Genomic DNA, 24,012 nt, shown 5'->3' on the forward strand with positions numbered 1-24,012 from the left:
CCTGTCTCTGGTCAGTTTGCTGGATACGATAAACCGGCTTCAGAGCCAATCATGAACCGCCGTGGTACGGAACCGTATGCCCGGTGGTGTGAGAGGACGGGGGAGGCAACTCCCCCTCCTACTCGATCATAGCGCTGATTATTGAGACAGATCATTTCTCCGTAACCGGGCTCGTGTTTTATTTCGTCCCGGGAGTCAATGTAATGCCAACCGGCGGCGGGCCGGCTCTGTGGAGGCTGGTGCCCGTGTGGGTGGGTAAATCCACGTATGGTGTTGGTTGCTGGCCCGTCTGCAAACGGGTAGATTACAAAAGATTTTGCCTTCCGAATGCGACTGGTTCTGCTGGGAACCGGTAGGGAGTGTCGGAGAATAAACCCGTACAAAAACAGGTATTAATCCATGAGTGACTTGATGACCAAGGCTGTCGAGCTGATGGTCGCGGGCATGGGCTTTGTCTTTGTTTTTCTGATAATTCTCGTGTTTGCAACCACGTTGATGTCGAAGGTTGTGGCCCGCTATGCGCCACCGGAACCGGCAACACCGGCACGGACTCCTCGTTCCAAACCACCCGTTCCGCCGTCAGTGGACCCTGATACGGCAGAAGCGATCAAGCAAGCGATTACCAAGTTCCGCGCACGCCATAAAAAATAATGCGGACGGCTCATCTCCTTCGACAATAAGGCTGACACGATGACAGAAGCAAAAAAACCACTCGGGATTACCGATGTCATCTTGCGTGATGCGCATCAATCCCTGCTGGCAACGCGCCTGCGCCTGGACGACATGCTCCCGATTGCGGAAAAGCTCGACAAGGTAGGGTTCTGGTCCCTGGAATCCTGGGGCGGCGCGACCTTTGACGCCTGCATTCGCTATCTTGGGGAGGATCCCTGGGAGCGCATCCGCGAGCTGAAAAAAGCCATGCCCAACACACCTCAGCAGATGTTGCTGCGCGGACAGAACCTGTTGGGGTACCGACATTACGCCGACGATGTCGTGGAGCGCTTCGTCGAGCGTGCGGCGGAAAACGGCGTGGATGTTTTCCGGATCTTCGACGCGATGAATGACCCGCGCAACCTGGACACCGCCATCAAGGCTGTTCGTAAGGTTGGCAAGCATGCCCAGGGTACGATCGCCTATACCATCAGCCCTGTTCACACCATCGATATGTGGGTCGACCTGGCTAAGGAAATCGAGGCCATGGGGGCCGAGTCGATCGCGATCAAGGACATGGCGGGACTGCTCAAGCCGTATGTGGCCTATGAGCTGGTCACCAAGCTCAAGAAGGCGCTTTCCGTTCCTGTCCACATGCAGTGCCACGCCACAACGGGGATGTCCACGGCGACGGCGATCAAAGCGGCCGAGGCCGGCATCGATAACGTCGATACGGCCATTTCGTCCATGAGCATGACCTACGGGCATTCACCGACCGAGTCCCTGGTGGCGATCCTGGAGGGTACCAACCGCGATACCGGTTTGGATATTCACCTGTTGGAAGATATTGCCGGTTATTTCCGTGAGGTGCGCAAGAAGTACGCAAAGTTCGAAGGCAGCCTGCGGGGTGTCGATTCGCGGATCCTGACGGCCCAGGTGCCGGGCGGCATGCTCACCAATATGGAGAATCAACTGCGCGAACAGAACGCATCGGACAAGTTTGACGCTGTGCTCGAGGAGATCCCCAAGGTCCGCGAGGACCTGGGCTACATTCCGCTGGTGACGCCCACTTCCCAGATCGTTGGCACCCAGGCCGTGCTGAATATTCTTACGGGAGAGCGCTACAAGTCCATTTCCAAGGAAACGGCGGCCGTCCTGAAAGGAGAGTATGGCGCGGCGCCGGCGCCGTTCAATAAGAAGCTTCAGGAGAAGGTGCTTGACGGCAAGGCGCCGATTACCTGTCGCCCGGCGGATTTACTGGAGCCGGAAATGGACAGGCTGTCTGCCGAGCTGAAAAAGCTGTCGGAGGAAAAGGGTTTCAAGCTGGCAGCCGAGTCGGTGGATGACGTGCTGACCTACGCGCTGTTCCCGCAGATCGGCCTGAAGTTCCTGGAGAACCGGGGCAAGCCAGAGGCCTTCGAGCCAGCGCCGACGGCTGAGGACGCGACTGCTGCTGCGGCTCCGGCCAGGTCAGGCGGTCCGGAGACCTACACCGTTTCTGTCAACGGCAAGGACTATGTGGTGGCGGTCAGTGAAGGCGGCGAGATCAGCCAGATCCAGCCTCACGGGGTGGCCACCGCGACGGTTACCCACACGTCGGCGCCGACACCGACACCGGCAGCCGGGGAAGGCGAACCGGTCAATGCTCCTCTCGGCGGCAACATCTTCAAGGTTCTGGTTTCTCCCGGACATCAGGTGGAAGAGGGCGACGTGTTGATCATCCTGGAGGCCATGAAAATGGAGACCGAGATTCGGTCACCCAAGGCCGGCACTGTCGGTGACGTCTTCATCAAGGTCGGTGACGCGGTCGCCGTCGGCGATGAAATGCTGACTATTGGATAAGGGCCGCTGTCATGGAGAAGATGATCACGCTGTGGACGGGCAGTGGCCTGTTCAACCTGAGTATCGGCCAGGCGGTCATGATCGCGGTCGGTCTTTTGCTGCTGTTTCTTGCGATCCGCAAGGGCTTTGAGCCGCTGCTGCTGATACCCATCGGGTTCGGCGGCATCCTGGCGAATATTCCGGAGGCGGGGCTGGCCCTGTCGGCGGCGGAAAATGCGATCCATATGGCCCAGCCGCAGGTACTGGCTGCGCTGGGGCAGATCCTGCACGTACCCTATGAAGCCGGTCAGGCCGTCACGCCGGATGTCATGCAGGCCTTCAAGGAGGCCTACAAGCACGGCGGAGTGGAGATGATCGCTGCGGCGAACGCGCTGGCCGTGGACAGCGGGTATGCCAACGGCATGCTCTACAACTTCTACACCGTGGCCATTGCCAGTGGTGCCGCGCCGCTGATCATCTTCATGGGTGTGGGGGCGATGACGGACTTCGGACCGCTGCTGGCGAACCCGAAAACGCTGTTGTTGGGAGCGGCGGCACAGTTTGGCATCTTCGGCACGATCATAGGCGCGGCGTTGCTGGACGCCAGCGGTACCATGGATTTCACCATCCTCGAAGCGGCGGCGGTCGGCATTATCGGCGGTGCCGATGGCCCGACATCCATCTACGTCTCCAGCATCCTGGCGCCACACCTGCTGGGTGCGATTGCCGTGGCAGCCTATTCCTATATGGCGCTGGTGCCGATGATCCAGCCTCCGATCATGCGTGGGCTGACGTCGGCGAAAGAGCGGGCAATCAAGATGAATCAACTGCGTCATGTCAGCAAGCAGGAGAAGATCGTTTTCCCGATTGTTGTGCTGATGCTGGTGGTACTGTTCCTGCCGGATGCCGCGCCGCTGCTGGGTATGTTCTGCTTTGGTAACCTGATGCGCGAGTGCGGGGTGGTGGAGCGCCTGAGCGATACCTCCCAGAACGCCTTGATCAATACCGTCACCATCTTCCTGGGGCTGTCGGTGGGCTCCAAACTGAGCGCGGACAAGTTCCTGGACCTGCAGACCCTGGGCATCCTGGCCCTGGGGATGGCGGCCTTCTGCGTAGGCACGGCCTGCGGCGTGCTGATGGCCAAGTTGATGAACCTGTTCACCAAGGAGCAGATCAATCCGCTGATCGGTTCGGCTGGCGTGTCGGCGGTACCGATGGCGGCACGGGTCTCCAACAAGGTGGGGCTGGATGCCAACCCGCACAATTTCCTGCTGATGCATGCCATGGGCCCGAACGTGGCCGGCGTGATCGGCTCGGCGGTGGCTGCGGGGGTGATGATCAAGCTGCTTGGCTGATCGTTTGGTGCATAAAACATAGCCTCGCAGTCGCGGGGCTTTTTAATGTTGGCAATGCCGTCTCCAGGTCCGCTGAAATGGGGCTCACCAGGGCATCGGCAATCCAGGGCGAGCACGCCATGCCCGAAGTGGTCACATCACCTCCTGGCATGGCGCGCTGTGGGAGATCGCCGGCTCAGGAGAATGCCTCGCTCCGGGTTGCCTGGATCACTCCCAGTTTGCTGGACCGGCGCAAAGCCAGCGCGCCATCACCGAGTAGCGCCTGCGCCAGGGTGGCTACCGTCAGGAGCAATGGGTATTCCCAGCCACCACCGGCATTGGTGAACAGCCAGCCATTCGCCGCGTGCGCCCAGGTGGCGCCGGCCAGAACGGGCGCGGCGAGCAGTGCTGCCCACCGGCTTTCCACTCCCAGCACCAGGGCGATACCGGTCATGGCCTCGATCAGGAAAACGACGTAGGCAACGAAGCCGGGAAGCCCGATGCTCTCAAAAAAAGACGCCGTTCCGGGCAGGGTGAAGACGATCAGTTTGAGCCACAGGCTGTGGGCGATCAGGATTATTCCCAGGCTGACCCTCAGGGTGGTGATGCCATAGTTTTGCAGGGTTTGCTCGTTCATGTCCGTGTCCTCGTGGTGTTGTTGACGCGATTTAGGTTTGGCGTAGCCGCCCTTGATGGAACTACTTTAAAATTGCGTAAGAGCAAATAGAATGTCAGATTTCGCATTCATGTATTGCAATAATGCAAGGTGCGGTAAACCTGGCTATAAGGTGCGGAAGTTATGGATTGGGGGCTTTTACCGGATTTCCTGATGGTGGCCCGGACCCGCTCATTGACGGCTGCGGCGGACCGGCTTGGGGTAAACCACAGCACGATCTACCGGCGACTGAACCAGTTGGAGTCCCAGCTCAACTGTCGCCTGTTCGAACGCCTGAGTACCGGCTATCGCCTGACGTCCGAGGGCGAGGCCCTGCTGTCTCATGCAGAGGTTATGGAGGCCGAAGCGTTTCAGGCGGAACGGCTGCTCGGTGGCGCGGACGTTACATTACGGGGCGAAGTGCGTCTGACGGCGCCGGAAAATCTGGTTTATGACTTCCTGCCGGATTACCTGAAGAGATTTCACCAGCAATACCCGGAGATCCGGGTCAGCGTGCTGGTGACCAATACCGATCTCGATCTCAACCGGCGCGAAGCCGACGTTGCCCTGCGGGCGACGCCGGGCCCGCCGGATTACCTGGTGGGACGCAAGCTAACGGACATTGGCTGGGCGGTTTTCGGAGCGCCAGAGTTCATTGAGGAGAGGGGGAGGCCGGTCGACCTCAACGCGACCAGCGATTATCCATGGATCGGGCCTGAAGCGGCCTTGATGCACATTCCGGGCTACCGCTGGGTTGTTCGCCAGATTCCGGAAAAACTCATCGTCATGCGCGGCAGCACGTTGAATGCCATCGCTCGCTTTGCCCAGTCCGGGCTGGGGCTGGCCGCCCTGCCGATGGATCAGGCCAGGCCTGAGCTGCAACCCTTGCTTGCGTTGCCGACCGCCCCCGTAAGCGCGCTTTGGTTGCTGACCCACGCAGACCTTCGGCATGTGGCCCGAATCCGGGTGCTTATGGATTTCCTGGCAGGGGCGTTCCGTGAGGATCCGCGCTGGTCGTCGTTTCCGGGTATTGCGTCGGGTGGTTCGGTCGCTTTCAGCGGAAATCCCTTGAGTGAACCTTCAGGGAGCCCAACAGGTGACTGAGATCGGTTAACTTGCCGGCCATCACGTGGACGATATCGCCTTCCCGTTCCAGGATGCCTTTCACGTGCAACAGCCGCGACTTGATCAGCGGCTGGCGTTGCCGGCGGGCCGTGTTGAGCCAGACCACCACGTTGGTATTGCCGGTTTCGTCCTCCAGGGTGACGAAGGTGACGCCCTTGCCTGATCCCGGCCGCTGGCGTCCGGTGACCAGTCCGGCCACATGCACCAGCCGGCCATTGGGGTAGGATTTCAGGCCTTCGGCCGTCTGGCAGTGCCTTAGCTGACCTTGCTCCCGGAGCAGGGCCAACGGGTGGCGCTGCAGGGTCAGCCCCTGGCTGGCGTAATCCTCCAGCACGTCCTCGCCCTCCGAGGGTATCGGCATGCGGATATCTTCAGGCTGCGGGCCGTGGACGGTGTAATGCGAGGGCTCTTCCTGCGCGAAGATGGGCGCGGGAGCGTCGTAGTCGAGGATGTCCCAGCGGGCCTGGTGCCGGTTGTCACTGAACGCGCGCAAGGCGCCCGCGCTGGCCAGGCATTCCAGGTCCCGGTTGTCGAGTGCCGCCCGCTGGCGCAGTTGCTCGATGGTGGTGTAGCCGCCGGTTGGGCGTGCCGCGACAAGTCGTTCCGCACCGGCTTCGCTGAGCCCTTTGACCAGCCGAAGACCCAGCCGTAGTTCCTCGTACCGGTTTTCCAGGGTGTGGTCCCAGAGGCTGTGATTGACGTCGATGGGGTGGATGACCACATGATGGCGCCGGGCGTCCTGCACCAGTTGTGATGGCGAGTAGAATCCCATGGGCTGGCTGTTCAGCAGGGCGCAGTAGAAGGCCGGTGCATGGTGGCACTTGATCCAGGCAGAAACGTAGACCAGCAACGCAAAGCTGGCGGCATGGGATTCCGGGAAGCCATAACCGCCGAAGCCGCTGAGCTGCGTATAGATCCTTTCGGCAAAGGCTCTGGTGTGGCCTTTCGCGAGCATGCCATCGATCAGCTTGTCCCTGAACGGTGTGAGATCACCATCGGATTTCCAGGCGGCCATGGCCCTTCGCAGCTTATCGGCCTCACTGCCGGTAAAGTCGGCCGCCACCATGGCCAGCTTGATGGCCTGCTCCTGAAAGATGGGGACACCCTCGGTGCGTTCGAGCACGGCTTTGATCTCCGGATCGCCGCCGTAGTCCGGCTTTTCCTTTCCATCCCGCCGTTTCAGGTAGGGATGGACCATGTCCCCCTGGATGGGCCCCGGTCGCACGATGGCCACTTCAATCACCAGGTCATAATATTTACGCGGTTTAAGGCGGGGCAGCATGTTGATCTGCGCCCGGGATTCCACCTGGAAGACGCCGATGCTGTCGCCAGTGCAGAGCATGTCATAGACCCGGCTGTCCTCCCGGATGACGTCCGGCATGCGAAAAGGCCGCCCTTCTTTCAGTCCGATCCACTCGAAGGCCTTGCGGATGGCAGAGAGCATGCCCAGTGCCAGCACATCCACTTTCATCAGGTTCAGGCTTTCCAGGTCTTCCTTGTCCCACTGGATCACGGTGCGGTCCGCCATGCTGGCATTCTCCACCGGCACCAGTTCGGCCAGCGGGCCTTCGCTGATCACGAAGCCGCCCACATGCTGGGACAGATGGCGGGGAAAGCCGTACAGCGTGTTCACCAGGCTGATGAACTGGCCGACGGCCCGCTCGCTGCGGGTAATGCCTTTCTCCAGCATCTGCTCGCGCCAGTCCTGCTGCTTGTCGCGCCAGTCCACCTTGTCGATCAGCTGCTCCAGCAGGTTCAGGTCAAAACCCAGGGCCTTGCCCACATCCCGGATGGCGCTGCGGTGACGATAGCGGATCACGGTGGCGGCCAGGGCGGCCCGCTCACGGCCATAGCGCCGGTAGATGTACTGGATGACTTCCTCGCGCCGCTCGTGCTCGAAATCCACGTCGATGTCCGGCGGTTCATCCCGGTCGGCGGAAATAAAGCGCTCGAACAACAGTTCCACCTTGCCGGGATCCACCTCGGTGATGCCCAGGCAATAGCAGACGATGGAGTTGGCGGAGGAGCCCCGGCCCTGGCACAGGATGCTCTCGCGTCGGGCGAATTGGACGATGTCGTGGATGGTCAGGAAGTAGGGCTCGTACTCCTTCTCCCGGATCAGGGTGAGCTCCTTTTCCACCAGCGCGCGTTTGTCCACCGGGATACCATCCGGAAAGCGCCAGCGGATGCCGTCTTCCACCAGTTCGCGCAGGTAGCTGCCCGGTGTGTGGCCGCGCGGGACCACTTCCGGCGGGTAGCGGTAGCGCAGCTCGCTGGGGCAGAAGGTGCACCGGTCGGCAATCACCAGGCTTTGCTCGATCCAGTCGGACGGGAACAGCTTGCGCAGGGTGTCGATCGGGCGCAGGTAGCGTTCGCCATTGGCAAACAGGTGGTGGCCGGCTTCGGCGACGGTGCAGCCGTGGCGTATGGCCGTCAGCACATCCTGCAGGGGCTGGCGGCTGCGCTGGTGCATGTGGACATGACCTGTAGCGACGATGGGCAACTCCAGTTGCTGCCCGAGGTGACGCCAGTGAGTCATGTTGTCATCGTCCCGGCCGTCCAGGGTCCGTTCGGCCATGATCCACAGCCGCTCCGGAAACAGTGCCTTCAGCCATTGGCCCCGTTCGGCCTGAGCGGCTTCGGAGGCCGGGTCGGCCTGCCAGAGTGCCAGGCACTCGTCCAGGGCATGGGTTTCCAGATCGTCGCCAAACAGGCTGTAGGTGCCTTTTTCGGCCCGGCGCCGGCCGGTGGTGATCAACTGGCAGAGCTGGCCATAGCCCTTGCGGGTCCGGGCCAGCAGGACCAGTTGCAGTTCCGGTGTCTGGATGAGGAACTCGCTGCCGGTAATCAGTTTGACCGGGTTGCTCTTCAGGGCGGCATAGGCCCTGGGCATGCCGGCGACGGAGCACTCGTCGGTGATGGCGAGGGCATGGTAACCCTGGCGGCAGGCTTCCTCGGCCAGTTCCCGGGGATGGGAGGCGCCCCGCAGGAACGAGAAATTACTCAGGCAATGCAGTTCGGCGTACGACATGATGCTCTATCCAAACCAGCCGTGAAGGAACCAGCCGCCGGTCCCGTCCCGGAACAGCCAGCCGGTCTGGCCGCTGTGCAGCCGGGCGATATAGTAATCCCGCTGGACCCGCTCGCCATCCCACCAGCCGGCGCTGATACGCTCCGGACCGGCGAGCCATTGGCAGGGCATTTCCCTGAGGGGCTGGGGCTGGCGCAGCAACCAGAGCGGGCGACGGGGCATGACCGGTGTCGAAGGGAGGCAACCATCGCCGACCGGCGTAGCCCGCCAGGCCCGTTCGGGTCGGTGGTCGGCATTCAGGGCCAGGTGGTGCAGGGCATCTTCCCCGAGCCGGGCCTGCAGGCGGCTGAGCAGATGCTGGCGGGCTTCTTCCTGGTGCTGGAGCGTTTCACCAAACAGGTCATCGCCCTGGGGCGTATGCCGATCGAGGAAGCGCCGGGTTTTGAGGGACAGGCCGGTTGCAGGCGCTTCCAGTGAATGACGCTCCAGTTTCAGGCGCGCCAGCTCGATAAATGCGTCCGCCCGATGCTCCGGTGCTGTGGAGCGGATTTGCAGGGGCGTCACCGGTCGACGGCGATGACGGATTTCCAGTTGCAGCGTGTCGGTCTGTTGCTGGCGCCAGCACAGTTCCGCTTCCAGTTCCTGTAACGCCCGCTGCAACGGGAAAAGCAGGCCGCTGTTGTGCTCGACGTCTTCGGCAAAATCCAGGCGTCGGTGGAAATAGGGTGGGGGGTGCCAATCGGTCTGGGGATCGACGGCGCGCCCCTCGATCTGCTGCAGGTGCAGGGCAGTCTCCGGACCCAGGCGGCGGGCCAGTTCGCGGTCGGGCAGCGCCAGCACGGGGCCGAGCGTATGCAGTCCCATGCGTTGCAGGCGTTCAGTGGTTCTCTCGTCCAGGTCGGCAGCGGCAACCGGAAGATCGTCGAGCGACTGCCGCAGGGCCTGGGCATCCTCGGTGCACCGGCCGCGCCGGCTCCGGGCCAGGATACGGGCCGACCGGGGCGTCAGGCCACAGGCGAGCCGGGCGGTCAGGCGACGCTGGTCGAGTTCGTCCTGCAGCTTCCGCCAGAGGCCCGGCAAGCCGCCATGTAGGCGCCGCAGGCTGCCGGCTTCGGCCAGGATGCCGTCCGGTGGATACAGGATGATGCGGGCTGCATGCCGGTAGAGCCAGATGGCCTGTTGGTCCAGCACGCCGGTCTGCTCTTCCAGGTCGGCCGCAATCAGGTGCAGGTTGTCGGCCAGGGCCGAGGCGGTCTGTGGGCTTTGGCCTTCGGTCACGCCGGCCCGGGCCGCTTCCGGGTTGAGTTGGATGACCTGTGGCGGGTGCCCGCCGATCAGTGCCATGGGGCGGGAGGCGGTCTCACTCTGCTGGAAGTGCTCCAGCAGCAGGTAGGGGAAGTGCAGGTAAAGCCAAAGCATGGATGGCCTCAGTGCGTTCGCGGCCAGGGGCCCCGGATCACGTTGCTGGCTGGCTCCGGAGGTCGTGTGGTGATCGCCGGTATGGCCAGTTGCAGGCCGCTGACGGGCCAGCCGCCGCGCCGCTTGAGGATATCCGGGCAGAGCTGCCCGCTGTCCTCTCCGGGATTCAGCAACAGCCGCAGGGCTGCCGGGGACTGCTGATCGGCATAGCGGCTGTGACGGAACAGGATGCAGAGGCTATCACCAGCCTCGGCGGCCAGCTGGATGCGGCGAATGTCGCTGCGTTTGGCGCTGTCCAGCCAGATCATGGCAAGCCCCGTGACCGGGGAGCGCAGGCAGTTCTCGAGGGTCCAGAGCTGGTCCTCGCGGGTCTGCGTCCGGATCGTGACGAGGTGGCGGATATCGACATCGGCACGGGCCAGGGCGGGGGCATAGGGAATGTGTGGGGCGTCGATCCAGAAAACGGTCTGGCCAGCCTGGGTCATCCGCTGCAGGGCCGGCAGCATCAGACGCAGTTCGCCGATGCCGGGCGTTGCGACCAGGCATTCGATCATCGCCCCCCGTGGCCAGCCACCGCCGGGCAGGTAGGCATCCAGGGCAGGGAAGCCGGTGCTTTCGATGCCGGGGTTGAGGGCCTGTCTCTGGCGGCTGGCCTGCCAGATCTGGGCGTTGTCGATCAGTTTGTCGAGAATGTCGCTCATTGCGTCGCTCGTCACGATACTGTTTATTTGTACAGTATATTGAGCGCTGCCCGTTTTGCAAAGGGTTGACCCATTTGCCGGCCGGGCGCAGTCTGTTGGCAGGATGCTGAGAACGCATTCGCAACCCAAGGAGGATGCCATGTCAGATCTGAAGTCTGAATCCTGCGAAGCCTGCCGCGCCGATGCGCCAGAGGTGAGCGAGCAGGAAATCAATACCCTGAGTGCCCATTTGCCGGACTGGTGTGTGGTGGAGAAGGATGGCGAGCGCCGACTGGAGCGGGTGTTCCGCTTCAAGAATTTTGCCCAGGCCCTGGCCTTTACCAATAAGGTCGGTGAACTGGCCGAATCGGAAGGCCATCACCCGGCCCTGCTCACGGAGTACGGCAAGGTGACCGTGTATTGGTGGACCCACAAGATCGGCGGGCTGCATCGTAACGACTTCATCATGGCGGCCCGGACCGACGCGCTGACGCACGAGGGCCAGTCTCGGTAATCCCCGCCGGGCCGGTGGCTTACGCCGGCCCGGACAATCCGTTATCATGCACCGTTTCGTTGGAGGCCCATGCCTCCGGACCCGTTTTTGACCGAAGGGCTGCGGCGACCATCCACCGCATGGGTGGCCCTTCCGCATGGCTGTGATAACGCATGGAACATACATATCGTCTGGTGATTTCCTGTCCTGACCGGGTCGGCATCGTGGCCAAGGTCAGTAACTTCCTGACTACCTACAACGGCTGGATTACCGAAGCCAGCCACCACGCCGACAACCAGGCCGGCTGGTTCTTTATGCGGAACGAAATCAAGGCCAGTTCCATTCCGTTCGGGCTGGACCAGTTCCGGACCGCGTTCGAGCCGATTGCCCGCGAGTTCGACATGACCTGGCACATCGCCGATTCGGCAGCACCGAAGAAGGTGGTGCTGATGTGCTCGAAGGAATCCCACTGCCTGGCCGATCTGTTGCACCGCTGGCACAGCAAGGAACTCAACGCGGAAATCGCCGCGGTCATCTCCAACCACGACGACCTGCGCCGGATGGTGGAATGGCATGACATTCCCTATCATCACGTGCCGGTCACCCGGGAGAGCAAGCCGGAGGCGTTCGCTGAAATCAGCGAGTTGTTTGCCCGCTATCAGGCCGAAGTTATCGTGCTCGCACGCTACATGCAGATCCTGCCGCCGGAGGTGTGTGAACAGTACGCCGGCAGGGTGATCAATATCCATCACAGCTTCCTGCCATCGTTTGCCGGGGCGCGCCCATACCACCAGGCCTACAGTCGCGGCGTGAAGCTGATCGGGGCGACGTGTCACTACGTGACCCAGGACCTGGACGAAGGGCCGATCATCGAGCAGGACGTGATCCGGGTGAGCCACAGTGACACCATCGAGGACATGGTGCGCCTGGGCAAGGACGTGGAGAAGAACGTGCTGTCCCGTGGCCTGCGCGCCCATATCGAAGACCGGGTCATCACCCACGAGAACAAGACCGTCGTCTTCAACTGATCCCGCATCTCTCCGGAGGTCGCCCGGCCTCCGGAAAATTCCCCCTCCTGCTTCATTTAGAAGTCATTTCAGTGTCACCCTGAGTTCCCGATTGTGGTATTATTGACGGCTTATAAATGCGCCCGAGGAAGCCTCTCACGTGCGAAAGAGGTGATTCGTCCCGGGAGACAAAGACAGCGTCGAGTATGGCGCCCTGTAGAACGCTTTTTGCGCCTCCGGTTATCTGGGGAGGACGCGTCCGTTCGCAATTCCATACAGTGACGACTTCCAGCAAACGCAAAGGAACCTTTCTCGATGGGTGAATTAGCCAAAGAGATCCTGCCCGTAAATATTGAAGAAGAGCTGAAACAGTCCTACCTCGACTACGCCATGAGCGTTATCGTCGGGCGGGCTCTGCCGGACGTCCGGGACGGCCTGAAGCCGGTTCACCGTCGCACCCTGTTTGCGATGTCTGAGCTGGGTAATGACTGGAACAAGGCCTACAAGAAGTCCGCCCGTGTGGTGGGTGACGTCATCGGTAAATATCACCCGCACGGTGACTCAGCGGTCTACGACACCATCGTCCGGATGGCCCAGCCTTTCTCGCTGCGCTACCCGCTGGTCGATGGTCAGGGCAACTTTGGTTCCATCGACGGTGACAACGCGGCGGCCATGCGTTACACCGAAATCCGCATGGAGAAGATCTCCCATTCGCTGCTGGCGGACCTGGACAAGGAAACCGTCGATTTCGTACCCAACTACGACGGCACCGAACAGATTCCCGATGTCCTGCCGACGCGGGTGCCCAACCTGCTGGTGAACGGCTCCTCCGGTATTGCCGTGGGCATGGCGACCAATATCCCGCCGCACAACCTGACCGAAGTGGTCAATGGCTGCCTGGCACTGATCGACAACCAGGACATCACCATCGACGAACTGATGGAGCATATTCCCGGTCCGGATTTCCCGACCGAGGGCATCATCAGCGGCCGCGCCGGCATTATCGAGGCCTATCGCACAGGCCGGGGCCGCATCTATATCCGTGCCCGCCATGAAATCGAGGTCGACAAGAAGACCGGCCGTGAGGCCATCATCATTACTGAGCTGCCGTACCAGTTGAACAAGGCGCGCCTGATCGAGAAGATCGCCGAGCTGGTCAAGGAAAAGCGGATCGAGGGCATCTCCGAACTGCGTGACGAGTCGAACAAGGAAGGCATTCGCGTCGTCATCGAGCTGCGACGTGGCGAGAATGCCGAAGTGGTGGTCAACAACCTGTTTGCCCACACCCAGCTGGAAACCGTCTTCGGCATCAACATGGTCGCCCTGATCAACGGTGAGCCGAAGATCCTCAACCTGAAGGAAATCCTCGATGCGTTCGTGCGTCACCGCCGCGAAGTGGTGACCCGCCGGACCATCTACGAGCTGCGCAAGGCCCGCGAACGTGGCCATATCCTGGAAGGCCTGACGGTCGCGCTGGCCAATATCGATGAAGTCATCGAACTGATCAAGCAGTCCCCGTCCGCGGCCGAGGCGAAAGAAAAGCTGATCGCCAAGGGCTGGGAGCCGGGCCAGGTCTCCGACATGCTGGAGCGTGCCGGCCAGGACGCCTGCCGTCCCGACGACCTGCCGGAAATTTTCGGCATGCGTGACGGGCTCTACCATCTGTCACCGGAGCAGGCCCAGGCGATCCTGGATCTGCGCCTGCACCGCCTGACCGGTCTCGAGACCGAGAAGCTGCAGAACGAATACAAGGAAATCCTCGACAAGATCGCCGAGCTGATCCATATCCTGAGCGAGCCGGCGCGCCTGATGGAGGTTATCCGCGAAGAATTGGAGGCCGTCGTCAACGATTTCGGCGACGAGCGTCGCACTGAAATTACGACATCCCGCCGCGACCTGACCATCGCCGACCTGATCGACGAAGAAGACCTGGTGGTCACCATTTCCCACAACGGCTACGCCAAGACCCAGCCGGTGGAAGCCTACCAGGCCCAGCGCCGTGGTGGCCGCGGCCGCTCCTCGACCGCGATGAAGGAAGAGGATTTCATCGAGAAGCTGCTGGTCGCCAACTCCCACGATACCATCCTGTGCTTCACCAACAAGGGCAAGGTGTACTGGTTGCGGGTGTTCGAGATTCCGCAGGCCAGCCGTGCGGCACGTGGCCGACCCATGGTCAACATCCTGCCGCTGGACGACGATGAGCGGATTACCACCTTCCTGCCGGTGCGGGACTACCCCGAAGATCATTACGTGCTGATGGCGACGTCCGCCGGTGTGGTCAAGAAGACGCCGCTGCCAAACTTCTCGCGTCCGCGCAGCAATGGTTTGATTGCCCTGTCCCTGGACGAGGGCGATACCCTGATCGGTGCCGCGATCACCGCCGGTGAGTCCGAAGTCATGCTGTTCTCCTCCGCCGGCAAGGCCGTGCGCTTCCAGGAAGAGCAGGTGCGGGCGATGGGCCGGACGGCCCGCGGTGTGCGTGGTATCAAGATGCCGGCAGGGCACACCGTCGTATCCCTGATCATTCCGGAAGAAAGCGGCATGATCCTGACCGCCAGCGAGAACGGCTACGGCAAGCGGACCCAACTGGACGAGTTCCCGGCCTACAGCCGCGGCAGTCAGGGCGTCATCGCCATGCAGTGTTCCGAGCGGAATGGCAACCTCGTCGCGGCCACCCAGGTGTTCGAGGGCGATGAGATGATGCTGATCTCCGACAAGGGCACGCTGGTGCGCTCAAGCACTGAAGAGGTGTCCCTGTTGAGCCGGAACACCCAGGGCGTGCGCCTGATTCGCCTGTCCCAGGAGGACGAGCGACTGGTCGCGGTTCAGCGGATCGCGGAAAGCGATGATGAAGACGAAGAGGGCGACGGTGTGGAAGAGGGTGATACCACCGACGCACCGGAAGTCGGAGGCGATGCGGACTGAACCGTCCGCTTCCCCAAGCAACGAGGAGAGAACAGGCGGTAATGAGCAGAGCGTATAATTTCTGTGCTGGTCCGGCGATCCTGCCGACCGAGGTGCTGCAACAGGCCCGCGAAGAGATGCTGGACTGGCGCGGCACAGGCATGTCGGTGATGGAAATGAGCCATCGCAGTGGCGAGTTTGTGGCGATTGCCAAAGAAGCGGAGCGGGATCTGCGCGACCTGGCCGGTGTTTCCGACGATTACGCGGTCCTGTTCATGCAGGGTGGCGCAAGCAGCCAGTTTGCCACCGTGCCGCTGAATCTCCTCGGTGACAAGTCATCGGCGGACTACATCAACACCGGGATCTGGTCCAAAAAGGCCATCGCCGAGGCCAGCCGCTTCGCCGATGTGAACGTCGCGGCATCCAGTGAAGCCGATGGGTTCACCACCGTTCCGGACCAGTCTGTCTGGCACACCAACCCCGATGCGGCCTACCTGCATTACACGCCCAATGAAACCATCGGCGGCCTGGAATACGATTTCATTCCGGAAAGCGGCTCTGTTCCCCTGGTGGCGGATATGTCCTCCACGATCCTGTCGCGGCCGCTGGATATCTCCCGTTTCGGGCTGATCTACGCCGGCGCCCAGAAGAACATCGGGCCATCCGGTCTGGTGGTGGTGATCATCCGCAAGGACCTGTTGGGGCAGGCCCGGGCGCAGACGCCAACGATGCTGAACTACCAGGTCATCGCCGATAACGACTCCATGTACAACACACCGGCCACCTATTCCTGGTACCTGGCCGGTCTGGTGTTCAAGTGGCTCAAGGCCCGAGGCGGTGTACAGGCCATGGGCGAGATCAACAGGCGCAAGGCCGACAAGCTCTACGGCTATATCGACGCCAGCGATTTCTACGCCAATCCGATCGAGCCGCGTTTCCGTTCCTGGATGAACGTGCCGTTCACCCTGGCGGACGACAGCCTGAATAGCGCCTTCCTGAAGGGCGCCGAAGAGCGCGGCCTGCTCAATCTCAAGGGGCATCGCACCGTCGGTGGCATGCGGGCCTCGATCTATAACGCCATGCCGGAAGACGGCATCGATGCGCTGATCGACTACATGCAAACCTTCGAGAAGGAGCGGGCCTGATATGAGCGACGAACAGACCCGCCTGGCGGAGCTGCGCGACCGGATCGACAGTCTCGACAAGCAGATCATGGACCTGATCAGCGCCCGGGCCCAGTGCGCCCAGGAAGTGGCGCACGTGAAAATGGCGTCGCGCCCGGACGAGGATGTGTTCTTCTATCGTCCCGAGCGTGAAGCCCAGGTCCTGCGCCGTATCAAGGCCGAGAATCCGGGGCCGTTGTCCGGCGAGGAAATGGCGCGTCTGTTCCGTGAAATCATGTCGGCCTGCCTGGCCCTGGAAAAGCCGATGCATATCGCGTTCCTGGGGCCGGAGGGCACCTTTACCCAGGCCGCTGCACTCAAGCATTTCGGGCATTCGGTCATCAGCGTCCCGCTGCCGGCCATCGATGACGTGTTCCGGGAAGTGGAGTCCGGCGCAGCCCAGTACGGTGTGGTCCCGGTGGAGAATTCCACCGAAGGCATGATCAACCATACCCTCGATATGTTCATCGGCTCGCCGCTCAAGATCTGTGGCGAGGTCCAACTGCGCATCCATCACCACCTGCTGGCTGCGAAACATACCGATGACAAGGCGATTACCCGGATCTATTCCCACCAGCAGTCGTTCGCCCAGTGCCGTCAGTGGCTGGATGCCCACTGGCACGGGGTTGAACGGGTTGCCGTGAGCAGCAATGCCGAGGCGGCCCGGCGGGCTGCCGATGAGCCGGGGACAGCCGCGATTGCCGGCGATATGGCGGCCGAGCTGTACGGTCTGCGCAAACTGGCGGCCACCATAGAGGATCGCCCGGACAATACCACCCGTTTCCTGATTGTCGGGCGAGAGGAGGTCGGACCCAGCGGTCACGACAAGTCTTCCATCCTGGTATCCATGCGGAATAAGCCGGGGGCACTCTATGAACTGCTCGAACCGTTCCATCGTCATGGCCTGAGTCTGACCCGCCTCGAGACCCGGCCTTCGCCGAGCGGGACCTGGGCATACGTCTTCTATATCGATTTCGAAGCCCACGTCGAAGATCCGCAGGTCCAGGCCGTGCTCGCTGAAATTGAAAACGAGGCCGTCGAGCTGAAACGCCTGGGATCCTATCCCATCGGCGTGCTCTGATTCCCGCAGCATGAGCAAGGGGCGGGCGCACGTCCCGCCTGCTCCACGAACCGAAGCCTGGCAGGAGTATCCATGCCGATTGATTTCAAAGCCCTGGCGGTTCCCGGTGTCCGGGCCCTGCAGCCCTACCAGCCGGGCAAGCCCATCGATGAAGTGGCCCGGGAACTGGGGCTGAAGCCGGAACAGATCATCAAGCTGGCCAGCAACGAAAACCCGCTGGGGCCGAGCCCCAAGGCGCTGGCGGCTGCCCGTACCGCGCTGGATGACCTGTGCCTGTATCCCGATGGCAACGGCTTTAACCTGAAACAGAAGCTGTCCGCCCGCTTGGGTGTGACGCCGGAGCAACTGACGCTGGGCAATGGTTCCAACGATGTGCTGGAACTGGTGATCCGTGCGTTTGCGGACAGTGAATCGGAAGTGGTCTTCTCCCAGTACGCCTTTGCCGTCTATCCGATTTCCACCCAGGCGGTCGGTGCCAGGGGCGTCTCCGTTCCGGCCCGGGACTGGGGGCATGACCTGGATGCCATGGCGGACGCTGTCAACGAGCGGACCCGCATCGTGTTCGTAGCCAACCCCAACAATCCAACCGGTACGGCACTCGGGCGGGATGCCCTGGTGCGGTTCCTGGCCAGGGTGCCGGAAAACGTCATCGTGGTACTGGACGAGGCATACTGCGAGTACTTCGAGGACGACGAATTCCCCGATGGCGTGTCCCTGTTGGCCGATCATCCCAACCTGGTGGTCACCCGGACCTTTTCCAAAGCCTGGGGCCTGGCTGCCCTGAGGGTGGGTTATGCGGTATCTTCCGCCGATATCGCTGATGTCCTGAACCGGGTGCGGCAGCCGTTCAACGTCGATTCGGTGGCGCTGGCGGCGGCAACGGCCGTGCTGGATGACGAGGACTATCTGCAGCGTTCCCGCCAGGTGAACCGAGACGGGCTGAAGCAACTGGCGGCCGGATTTGAGACACTGGGTCTGGACTATATCCCGTCCAGCGGCAACTTCATTGCCGTCGACGTCGGGCGCGATGGCAGTGCCGTATTTGAAGGGTTGTTGCGGCAGGGCGTTATCGTCCGACCAATGGGCGGGTATGGCATGCCGCAGCATCTACGGATTTCCGTGGGTCTGCCGGAAGAGAACGCGCGTTGTCTGGAGGCGCTGCAAATGGTGCTGGAGTCGCTGAATGGCTAGACCGGAATCATCGGGCGCTGGATCGGCCCCGTTATTCCAGCGCATGGCGGTTATCGGGCTGGGACTCATTGGTGGTTCCCTGGCCCGTGCCGTGCGTGAAAAACGTTTGGCGGCCCGGGTTATCGGCGCCGATCAGCGAACTGATGATCTCAGGGCCGGTGTTGAGCTGGGCGTTATTGACGAGTGGGCGCCCTCCGTCGCCGAAGCCGTGCAGGGTGCTGATCTGGTGGTTATCGCGGTGCCGGTGCGCGCCATGGAGAGCGTGCTGGCCGAGATTCAGCCGCACCTGTCCGGGGACGTTTTGCTGACCGATGTCGGCAGCACCAAGACCAGCTTTGTGCAGGCGGTCGAATCGGTGTTCGGGTGCTGGCCGGACTGGGTTATTCCCGGCCATCCCATCGCCGGCTCGGAAAAGAGCGGCATTACCGCCGCGACCGCGGATCTGTTTGAAAAACACAAGGTTATCCTGACGCCCTCCGAACAGGGCGATACGTCGAAACTCCGGCGCCTGACCGAGCTTTGGGCCGGCTGTGGGGCAATGGTGCTGACCATGCCGGCGGACCGGCACGACGAAGTGCTGGCAGCCACCAGTCATCTGCCGCACCTGATCGCCTTCTCGCTGGTCGATACCCTGGCCGGGGAAAGCGATAATCTCGATATTTTCCGGTATGCCGCAGGAGGCTTCCGCGATTTTACCCGCATTGCCTCCAGCGATCCGATCATGTGGCACGATATCTTTCTCTCCAACCGGGAGGCGGTGCTCAAGGTCATCGATCACTTTACGGCGGATCTGGCAGGGTTGCGGGAGGCCATCGACACCGGGGATGGCCGCAAACTGCTTCAGGTATTCAGTCGCGCCAAGGCGGCGCGCGATCATTTTTCCAAAATGCTCTCAGGACAGGCTTACGTGACAACCATGAGTCAGAAACAGGTAACGTTCAAACTCCAGCCCGGCGGCAGCGTCCAGGGCGACATCCGGGTCCCTGGCGACAAATCCATGTCCCACCGTTCCATCATGCTGGGGGCGCTGGCTGAAGGTGTAACGGAAGTCGACGGCTTCCTGGAAGGGGAAGACAGCCTGGCGACACTGCAGGCCTTTCGCGATATGGGCGTCACGATTGAAGGGCCGGACAACGGTCACGTACGCATCCATGGCGTCGGCCTGCATGGGCTGCAGGCGCCGCGGGCGCCGCTGTACCTGGGCAACTCCGGGACCGCGATGCGACTGTTTGCCGGCTTGCTGGCGGGACAGGCCTTCGATACTGAATTGACCGGTGACGAGAGCCTGTCCAAGCGGCCCATGGGACGTGTCGCAGATCCGCTGCGCGAAATGGGCGCGGTGATCGAGACCGCGGAGGGTGGTCGTCCGCCGCTGAAAATCCGGGGCGGCCAGGCCCTGAAAGGCATCACCTATCGCATGCCGATGGCCAGCGCCCAGGTGAAATCCTGCCTGCTGCTGGCCGGACTGTACGCGGAAGGGGAGACCGTCGTGACCGAGCCGGCGCCCACCCGCGACCATACCGAGCGGATGCTGCAGGGTTTCGGTTATCCCGTTACCCGGGAGGGGGCGACCGCCCGGGTTCGCAGCGGCGGCAAACTGACCGGCGGTCATATCGATGTTCCGGCCGACATCTCTTCGGCGGCTTTCTTCCTGGTCGCGGCCTCCATTACACCGGGAGCCGACCTGACCCTGCGTCACGTCGGCATTAACCCGACCCGTGTCGGCGTGCTGAATATCCTGCGCCAGATGGGGGCGGACATTACCGTCGAGAACGAGCGAGAGGTAGGCGGTGAGCCGGTTGCGGACCTGCGTGTACGCCATGCGCCGCTCAAGGGCATCGCGATCCCCGAAGACCAGGTGCCGCTGGCCATCGATGAGTTCCCGGTCCTGTTCATCGCGGCCGTTTGCGCCGAAGGGCAGACGGTACTCACCGGCGCCGAGGAATTGCGGGTCAAGGAGAGCGATCGGATCCAGGTGATGGCGGACGGGTTGGCCGAGCTGGGAGTCAAGACGACCGTTACCGGGGATGGCATTGTCATCGACGGCGGACAGCCGATGGCGTCCGGCACCGTTGACAGCCACGGGGATCACCGGATTGCGATGGCGTTCTCCGTCGCTGCGCTGCGGGCCACGGGTGAAATCACTATCACCGATTGCGCGAACGTGGCAACGTCCTTCCCGAATTTCCGCGAACTGGCGACAGCCGTCGGTATTCAGCTCAGCGTCGAGGAGAGTGGTTCATGATGGACGTTCCAGTCATTGCCGTCGATGGCCCCAGTGGTTCGGGCAAGGGTACCATTACGCAGATGCTGGCGCGCCGCCTGGGCTATCACCTGCTCGACAGCGGTGCGCTCTATCGCTTGACAGCATTGGCGGCGCAGCGTCAGGGTGTTTCTTATGAGGACGTCGACGGGCTGGCCCGCGTTGCCGGATCACTCGATGTGGCGTTTCAGCCGACACCGCCAGGCGAACCGGCGCGCGTTTTGCTCGACGGTCAGGATGTGACGTCCGAAATCCGCACCGAGACTTGCGGCGACAACGCGTCCAAAGTGGCGGTGATCCAGCCGGTGCGGGATGCGCTGTTGCAACGTCAGCGCGATTTCTGCCAGCCCCCCGGACTGGTGGCTGACGGCCGTGACATGGGGACGGTGGTCTTTCCGGACGCGACGGTCAAGATTTTCCTCACGGCGAGCGCCGAGGAGCGCGCCCGGAGGCGCCATCAGCAGTTGCTGGAAGCGGGTGTCGATGTTAGTATTGACGCCCTTTTAGACGAGATACGGGCACGTGACGACCGGGATATGAACCGGGCGAGTGCTCCGCTTAGACCCGCCGATGATGCGCAAGTCATTGACTCGACGGGATTAAGCATAGAAGAGGTGTTGGGGAAGGTGATGGCAGCAGCAGGCCAGGCCTAACCGCACCCTTTTGTCGTTGGAAGCTGGAAATCTGTGTTGTACGCCAGCCTTTGGCAGGTTTCCGGTAAATTTGAACAGACCGTGTTGCTGGTAGCACGGAGAACACTTGCGTTGATCACATAGGACACATAATGAGCGAGAGCTTTGCGGATCTTTTTGAAGAAAGCCTGAAAGAAATTGACATGCAACCGGGTTCCATTGTCCAGGGAACCGTGGTTGATATCGACAACGACTGGGTCACTGTTAACGCAGGCCTGAAGTCGGAAGGCGCGATTCCTGCCAGTCAGTTCCTGAACGACAAGGGCGAGCTGGAAATCCAGATTGGTGACGTTGTCGATGTGGCTCTCGACGCGGTTGAAGACGGTTTCGGTGCAACCCGTCTGTCCCGCGAGAAAGCCAAGCGCGCTGAAGCCTGGAAGGTTCTCGAGAAGAGCTTCGAGGCGGAAGAGGTTGTTAAAGGTGTGATCAACGGCAAGGTCAAAGGCGGCTTTACAGTCGACCTGAGCGGCATCCGTGCCTTCCTGCCGGGTTCCCTGGTTGACGTTCGCCCGGTTCGCGATACCGCGCACCTGGAGAACAAAGAGCTTGAATTCAAGGTGATCAAGCTGGACCAGAAGCGCAACAACGTGGTGGTATCCCGTCGTGCGGTCCTGGAGGCTGAAAACAGCGCCGAGCGTGAAGCGCTGCTGGAAACCCTGACCGAAGGTCTGGAAATCAAGGGTATCGTCAAGAACCTGACCGACTACGGCGCGTTCGTGGACCTGGGTGGTGTTGATGGCCTGCTGCACATCACTGATATGGCCTGGAAGCGCATCAAGCATCCGAGCGAAATCGTGAACGTTGGCGACGAAATCACCGTCAAGGTCCTGAAGTTCGATCGCGAGCGTAACCGTGTGTCCCTGGGTCTGAAGCAACTGGGCGAAGATCCCTGGGTCGATATCAAGGGTCGTTATCCGGAAGGTCACAAGGTCAACGCACGTGTGACCAACCTGACCGACTACGGCTGCTTTGCCGAGCTGGAAGAGGGTGTTGAAGGTCTGGTTCACGTCTCCGAAATGGACTGGACCAACAAAAACATCCATCCGTCCAAGGTGGTTCAGGTTGGTGATGAAGTTGAGGTGATGATCCTCGACATCGACGAAGAGCGTCGTCGTATTTCCCTGGGCATCAAGCAGTGCATGTCCAACCCGTGGGAAGACTTCTCCAGCAACTTCAACAAGGGCGACCGCATCACCGGCAAGATCAAGTCGATCACCGACTTCGGTATCTTCATTGGTCTGGACGGCGGCATCGACGGTCTGGTTCATCTGTCCGACATCAGCTGGAACGAGCCGGGCGAAGAAGCCGTTCGTCAGTACAAGAAGGGTGACGAAGTTGAAACCGTTATCCTGTCCGTCGATCCGGAGCGTGAGCGTATCTCCCTGGGCATCAAGCAGCTGGAGAGCGATCCGTTTGCCGAGTTCGTTCAACTGAACGACAAGGGCTCCATCGTGAAAGGTACTGTAACAGCCATCGATGCGAAGTCTGCTACTGTCGCTCTGAACGACGAAGTCGAGGCTGTCCTGAAAGCGTCTGAAATCAGCCGTGACCGCGTTGAAGACGCGCGCAACGTGCTGAACGAGGGCGACGAAGTTGAAGCCAAGATCATCAGCATCGATCGCAAGAACCGCGTCATCAACCTGTCCGTGAAGTCCAAGGACGTTGAAGACGACAAGGCTGCGCTGCAGAGCGTTCGCGAGAAATCTGCCGAAACGTCAGGTGCCACCACCATCGGTGACCTGATCAAGGAGCAGATGCAGCAGCAGAATGCCAATAAGGAATAATTGGCAGATTTGTTGAAATGTAAAAAAACGGGCTGTAACAGCCCGTTTTTTTTGTCTTTTTTTTGGGTTTAGCTAAACTACTGGCAAGAGGGGCAGGTGGGTTGTTTCCGGTAAGTCCCCGATATAAGGGAATCTCTTTGGGTCGAGCTGATGTCTTGACAACGTGAGGCGAACTTTGGACGGTTCGTACATACGAATGTCAGGATGGGCCCTGGGATAGGTGTGTCGCAATCATGAGCCCATTTGCAGGGTTGCGTGCGCCACCGAGGAACGAGTCAGTGCTTTCTCAGGGGCTGATTTCGCGATAAGAATCAGAAGGAATGATCGCATGACAAAGTCTGAGCTGGTTGAGCTGATTGCTTCCAAGCAGACACAACTGTCCGTGAAAGATGTCGAGCTTGCCGTTAAAACCATCATCGAACATATGTCTCAATCGCTGGCCGAAGGGCAGCGGATCGAGATCCGCGGTTTCGGTAGTTTTTCTCTTCATCACCGGGCGGCCCGAACGGGGCGCAATCCAAAGACGGGTGAAGCGGTGCAGCTTCCCGCCAAGCATGTTCCGCATTTCAAGCCAGGCAAGGAGTTGCGTGAACAGGTCGATGACAGCATGAAGAGCGGTTACTGAGACGGGTTCCGGAGCAGAGCATCGAGTGTAGCGTTGCAGGTGCGTATTCCGGGAATGTCCTGTGCTACCATGATGAGCCCCACCGCAACGGAC

Annotated in this window: 18 protein-coding genes; 14 read left to right on the top strand and 4 right to left on the bottom strand. The window is 61.3% G+C overall.

Annotation, left to right across the window (positions count from 1 at the left end; genetic code table 11):
* Positions 1–399 precede the first annotated feature (399 nt).
* From EZI54_RS13070 to EZI54_RS13080, 3 genes are read left to right on the top strand one after another with little or no spacing between them, the layout of a single operon-like run.
* The gene (locus tag EZI54_RS13070; protein WP_131482337.1) at positions 400–651 is read left to right on the top strand and encodes an OadG family protein; all 252 of its coding nucleotides are present in this window, start codon (positions 400–402) and stop codon (positions 649–651) included.
* 39 nt (positions 652–690) lie between these two features.
* The gene (oadA, locus tag EZI54_RS13075) at positions 691–2,493 is read left to right on the top strand and encodes a sodium-extruding oxaloacetate decarboxylase subunit alpha (protein ID WP_131482338.1); all 1,803 of its coding nucleotides are present in this window, start codon (positions 691–693) and stop codon (positions 2,491–2,493) included.
* An 11-nt stretch (positions 2,494–2,504) separates the two neighbouring features.
* Positions 2,505–3,827, top strand: coding sequence for a sodium ion-translocating decarboxylase subunit beta (locus EZI54_RS13080; protein ID WP_131482339.1), 1,323 nt, complete (start codon positions 2,505–2,507; stop codon positions 3,825–3,827).
* A 175-nt stretch (positions 3,828–4,002) separates the two neighbouring features.
* Here EZI54_RS13080 and EZI54_RS13085 read toward each other — a convergent pair whose 3' ends face one another.
* The gene (locus EZI54_RS13085) at positions 4,003–4,443 is read right to left on the bottom strand and encodes a DoxX family protein (RefSeq protein ID WP_131482340.1); all 441 of its coding nucleotides are present in this window, start codon (positions 4,441–4,443) and stop codon (positions 4,003–4,005) included.
* A 162-nt stretch (positions 4,444–4,605) separates the two neighbouring features.
* On the opposite strand from EZI54_RS13085, the gene EZI54_RS13090 reads away from it, so the two are divergent.
* On the top strand, positions 4,606–5,565 hold the full coding sequence (locus tag EZI54_RS13090) for a LysR family transcriptional regulator (protein ID WP_131482341.1): 960 nt from the start codon (positions 4,606–4,608) through the stop codon (positions 5,563–5,565).
* On the opposite strand, the gene EZI54_RS13095 is transcribed toward EZI54_RS13090, so the two are convergent.
* The 3 genes from EZI54_RS13095 to imuA are packed head-to-tail and all read right to left on the bottom strand — an operon-like array spanning position 5,516 to position 10,737.
* Positions 5,516–8,617 (bottom strand): error-prone DNA polymerase, encoded by a 3,102-nt coding sequence (locus EZI54_RS13095; protein WP_131482342.1) that lies wholly within the window; start codon positions 8,615–8,617, stop codon positions 5,516–5,518. The genes EZI54_RS13090 and EZI54_RS13095 overlap by 50 nt on opposite strands.
* Positions 8,618–8,623: 6 nt before the next feature.
* Complete coding sequence (locus tag EZI54_RS13100) at positions 8,624–10,036, bottom strand: Y-family DNA polymerase (RefSeq protein ID WP_131482343.1); 1,413 nt, start codon at positions 10,034–10,036, stop codon at positions 8,624–8,626.
* Between the two features lie 8 nt (positions 10,037–10,044).
* A complete protein-coding gene (gene imuA, locus EZI54_RS13105) occupies positions 10,045–10,737 on the bottom strand; it encodes a translesion DNA synthesis-associated protein ImuA (protein ID WP_131482344.1) in 693 nt (230 codons plus the stop codon).
* Between the two features lie 139 nt (positions 10,738–10,876).
* Here imuA and EZI54_RS13110 point away from each other — a divergent pair, with 139 nt between their 5' ends.
* From EZI54_RS13110 to EZI54_RS13155, 10 genes are all read left to right on the top strand, one after another.
* Positions 10,877–11,230 (top strand): 4a-hydroxytetrahydrobiopterin dehydratase, encoded by a 354-nt coding sequence (locus EZI54_RS13110; RefSeq protein ID WP_131482345.1) that lies wholly within the window; start codon positions 10,877–10,879, stop codon positions 11,228–11,230.
* Between the two features lie 152 nt (positions 11,231–11,382).
* A complete protein-coding gene (gene purU, locus EZI54_RS13115; RefSeq protein ID WP_131482346.1) occupies positions 11,383–12,237 on the top strand; it encodes a formyltetrahydrofolate deformylase in 855 nt (284 codons plus the stop codon).
* Between the two features lie 294 nt (positions 12,238–12,531).
* On the top strand, positions 12,532–15,141 hold the full coding sequence (gene gyrA / locus EZI54_RS13120) for a DNA gyrase subunit A (RefSeq protein WP_131482347.1): 2,610 nt from the start codon (positions 12,532–12,534) through the stop codon (positions 15,139–15,141).
* Positions 15,142–15,182: 41 nt separating this feature from the next.
* Positions 15,183–16,265 carry a 3-phosphoserine/phosphohydroxythreonine transaminase gene (gene serC / locus EZI54_RS13125; protein ID WP_131482348.1) on the top strand — a complete coding sequence of 361 codons (1,083 nt, stop codon included), beginning with the start codon at positions 15,183–15,185 and terminating at the stop codon, positions 16,263–16,265.
* A gap of 1 nt (position 16,266) precedes the next feature.
* A complete protein-coding gene (pheA, locus tag EZI54_RS13130; RefSeq protein ID WP_131482349.1) occupies positions 16,267–17,364 on the top strand; it encodes a prephenate dehydratase in 1,098 nt (365 codons plus the stop codon).
* Between the two features lie 72 nt (positions 17,365–17,436).
* Positions 17,437–18,555 carry a histidinol-phosphate transaminase gene (hisC, locus tag EZI54_RS13135; RefSeq protein WP_131482350.1) on the top strand — a complete coding sequence of 373 codons (1,119 nt, stop codon included), beginning with the start codon at positions 17,437–17,439 and terminating at the stop codon, positions 18,553–18,555.
* Complete coding sequence (locus tag EZI54_RS13140; RefSeq protein WP_131482351.1) at positions 18,548–20,800, top strand: bifunctional prephenate dehydrogenase/3-phosphoshikimate 1-carboxyvinyltransferase; 2,253 nt, start codon at positions 18,548–18,550, stop codon at positions 20,798–20,800. Before hisC ends, EZI54_RS13140 begins: the two co-directional genes overlap by 8 nt.
* Positions 20,797–21,471, top strand: a complete 675-nt coding sequence (gene cmk, locus EZI54_RS13145) for a (d)CMP kinase (protein WP_131482352.1) — start codon at positions 20,797–20,799, stop codon at positions 21,469–21,471. The genes EZI54_RS13140 and cmk overlap by 4 nt, the downstream gene beginning before the upstream one ends.
* A 131-nt stretch (positions 21,472–21,602) precedes the next feature.
* On the top strand, positions 21,603–23,294 hold the full coding sequence (gene rpsA, locus EZI54_RS13150) for a 30S ribosomal protein S1 (RefSeq protein ID WP_131482353.1): 1,692 nt from the start codon (positions 21,603–21,605) through the stop codon (positions 23,292–23,294).
* 304 nt (positions 23,295–23,598) lie between these two features.
* Positions 23,599–23,919 carry an integration host factor subunit beta gene (locus tag EZI54_RS13155; RefSeq protein WP_278248721.1) on the top strand — a complete coding sequence of 107 codons (321 nt, stop codon included), beginning with the start codon at positions 23,599–23,601 and terminating at the stop codon, positions 23,917–23,919.
* The last annotated feature ends 93 nt before the right edge of the window (positions 23,920–24,012 follow it).

It is taken from the genome of Marinobacter halodurans (genome assembly GCF_004327985.1).
Classification (GTDB): domain Bacteria; phylum Pseudomonadota; class Gammaproteobacteria; order Pseudomonadales; family Oleiphilaceae; genus Marinobacter_A; species Marinobacter_A halodurans.

Bases quoted from the DNA above. Each gene is read 5' to 3' on its own strand.
- EZI54_RS13090 (WP_131482341.1), top strand. From the start codon at position 4,606: ATGGATTGGGGGCTTTTACCGGATTTCCTGATGGTGGCCCGGACCCGC.
- EZI54_RS13080 (WP_131482339.1), top strand. From the start codon at position 2,505: ATGGAGAAGATGATCACGCTGTGGACGGGCAGTGGCCTGTTCAACCTG.
- purU (WP_131482346.1), top strand. From the start codon at position 11,383: ATGGAACATACATATCGTCTGGTGATTTCCTGTCCTGACCGGGTCGGC.
- rpsA (WP_131482353.1), top strand. From the start codon at position 21,603: ATGAGCGAGAGCTTTGCGGATCTTTTTGAAGAAAGCCTGAAAGAAATT.
- EZI54_RS13100 (WP_131482343.1), bottom strand. From the start codon at position 10,036: ATGCTTTGGCTTTACCTGCACTTCCCCTACCTGCTGCTGGAGCACTTC.
- EZI54_RS13085 (WP_131482340.1), bottom strand. From the start codon at position 4,443: ATGAACGAGCAAACCCTGCAAAACTATGGCATCACCACCCTGAGGGTC.
- pheA (WP_131482349.1), top strand. From the start codon at position 16,267: ATGAGCGACGAACAGACCCGCCTGGCGGAGCTGCGCGACCGGATCGAC.
- cmk (WP_131482352.1), top strand. From the start codon at position 20,797: ATGATGGACGTTCCAGTCATTGCCGTCGATGGCCCCAGTGGTTCGGGC.
- EZI54_RS13110 (WP_131482345.1), top strand. From the start codon at position 10,877: ATGTCAGATCTGAAGTCTGAATCCTGCGAAGCCTGCCGCGCCGATGCG.
- hisC (WP_131482350.1), top strand. From the start codon at position 17,437: ATGCCGATTGATTTCAAAGCCCTGGCGGTTCCCGGTGTCCGGGCCCTG.
- imuA (WP_131482344.1), bottom strand. From the start codon at position 10,737: ATGAGCGACATTCTCGACAAACTGATCGACAACGCCCAGATCTGGCAG.
- oadA (WP_131482338.1), top strand. From the start codon at position 691: ATGACAGAAGCAAAAAAACCACTCGGGATTACCGATGTCATCTTGCGT.
- serC (WP_131482348.1), top strand. From the start codon at position 15,183: ATGAGCAGAGCGTATAATTTCTGTGCTGGTCCGGCGATCCTGCCGACC.
- EZI54_RS13095 (WP_131482342.1), bottom strand. From the start codon at position 8,617: ATGTCGTACGCCGAACTGCATTGCCTGAGTAATTTCTCGTTCCTGCGG.
- EZI54_RS13070 (WP_131482337.1), top strand. From the start codon at position 400: ATGAGTGACTTGATGACCAAGGCTGTCGAGCTGATGGTCGCGGGCATG.
- gyrA (WP_131482347.1), top strand. From the start codon at position 12,532: ATGGGTGAATTAGCCAAAGAGATCCTGCCCGTAAATATTGAAGAAGAG.
- EZI54_RS13140 (WP_131482351.1), top strand. From the start codon at position 18,548: ATGGCTAGACCGGAATCATCGGGCGCTGGATCGGCCCCGTTATTCCAG.